Raw genomic sequence first — 2,271 nt, forward strand, 5'->3', positions numbered from 1 at the left:
CATTGTCTATCTTGGGGTGCAGAATTAATATCACCACCACCAATATTTAAACCACGGTCATTAAATACAGTATAAAAATTATAATAATCATTAATATTTAATTTATCGGCATCTTCATCTAAAATTAATAAAGTATATTGTCTTTCGGTTGATTGTTGAGTAAATACTTGTTCAAATTTGGCTTCACCAAATTGAATTGAACTTCTATCATCAATCATATAAGCATCTCAATATTTACCAACTTTAACTTCTTTTGTATAAAAATTATCTGCTTTATTATCATTATTCATAAAATAACTTAATTTATATTGATTTAAGTATTCTAACATTCTATTAATATCATAAATAATATCATAAATGTTTTCACCATCAATTAATTTTCAATAAACATTATTATTTTCATCTTTTAATTTTATTGCGAAAGGTGTTTCATTATTTGCTCATATAGTTGAGTCAACTGGTTGTTTATTAAAATCATCAATCGTTAAAATATTAATTTCTTTACCTTTATATTTTTGTACTATTTTTAAACTATCTTGTCATTGTGCAATAGTACTTTCCATATTATCAAATATGCGTGAATAACTACCATAATCACTTGGTTTGGCATTATTTGGTTTTCAACCAGTTTCTGTATCAGGTATATATAAGGCATCATAGCCTTTCACACCCCATGCAGTAAAATAAATAATTAAGTATAAGAAAAACATTGTTATTGCAATTGCAATATTAGTATTACGTAAGAAGCTTAATCCTTTTGGAAACTTAATTTCTTCTGTTGATTTAAGTGGTTTACGACTTATTTTTGCAATTACAATTCCAATTCAAGCAGAAAACAAGTATGATAATGATCCGGTATGACCAACTGCTAAGGTATCGGATTTCGTAATTTTAATGACATATTTATTTAATAATGCTGGCGAAATAATCATTCATAGCGATACCAATAATGCACCAGTAATAACAATAATTGGTAAATCTTCAGCTAAATTTAACCCCGCTAAATTTAAAACACTAGCAAACATTACTGATAAGTAAAATAAGACATGGCCAGTTAAATAAATATATTTATAAGTGGTAATCCGTGCTAATAAAATATTTAATAACATTGCACAAATCATAATTAATGATCCAGCTAACACAATTTTTGGTAAACTATTTAAAAATAACCCAGGAATAACATCATTATTAGCAATAATTCCATTAATCCCAAACAATAAATTAAAAGCATTTCCTAATTTACCAACTGCACCAGCTAAAATCCCAGCTCCCCCACCGATAATTAAAAACCTTACAGTTGTTTTAATTGTTGCTGAAATTGTTTCGGTCAATTTCTTGCGTTGTAATAAACAACCAACAAGAGCAAATAAACCAATCAAAATTGCTGGTGTACCAATAAATTCTTTAAAGAAATTTAAAACATAATAGCCAGTTGTTAAAAATAAAAACTCGACATTTTTATCCCTCCTTTCTAATTATCATTTTTGTAGTATTAAGATAACGAAGGTTTCTTTTAACATCTTAAATCAAAATAGACATATGTTACATATGTCTATTTTGATTTTATTTTTTTCTTTCTTCTTTGCAATTTGTTTTCTTCTTTTTGGTAATAACTAGTAAAATTGTAAATTTTTTGCAAATTTATGCAAAAGTATTTCTAATGTTAATTATTTGGTAAAACAAAAACACATGTTAGATTAATAATCTAACATGTGTTACATTATTGGCAAAAGATATTAAATCCAATCTTATTTTGCACGTTTCATTGAATTCATAACCTTTTTAATATCTGCTTCCGACGGTTTGCGTCCCATTTGCATATACATTGCTCGAATTTGTTTTTCAGTAATTGGGGGATTATCACGTAATTGTTTCTGCACAATTTTTTTGGTAATTAAAAATCCTAAAACCCCACCAATAATTAAACAACCAATCCCAATAATAAGTCCTCCTCATCAAGGCATTCTTGTTGTCCTCCTTTTTTGTAATAAGTAATTATTAGCATAATTCCTATAATATTTTAACATATTTTTTAAAATAAGTCTTATTTTCCTGGTTTTTAAGAATCTGCTTTTCTTCGATTACATTTAGTATGGATAGCAATGATATTATCATTGTGATTTAACTGTAATATCTATTTTTACATATTGTTATTTTGTCATTTTATCTATATAAAAATAAAATAAACTCATATAAGTTTACTTTTTTAAAAATTGTAAATTGTAAAACGAATTAGGACAAAACAACTCTTATTAATTAAAAGAAAGGAGT

General features: G+C 26.0%; 2 protein-coding genes. Both read right to left on the minus strand.

Annotated features, from left to right (window positions below):
- A partial coding sequence (locus EHU54_RS05575; protein ID WP_400249401.1) for a PTS transporter subunit IIC occupies positions 1–1,439 on the minus strand: 1,439 nt, incomplete at its 3' end.
- Between the two features lie 309 nt (positions 1,440–1,748).
- Entirely contained in the window at positions 1,749–1,964 is a 216-nt protein-coding gene (locus tag EHU54_RS05580; RefSeq protein ID WP_400249400.1) for a YneF family protein, read from the minus strand.
- Positions 1,965–2,271 lie beyond the last annotated feature (307 nt).

Source organism: Spiroplasma sp. ald (genome assembly GCF_044714355.1).
In the GTDB taxonomy this organism is placed as follows: domain Bacteria; phylum Bacillota_I; class Bacilli_A; order Mycoplasmatales; family Mycoplasmataceae; genus Spiroplasma; species Spiroplasma phoeniceum.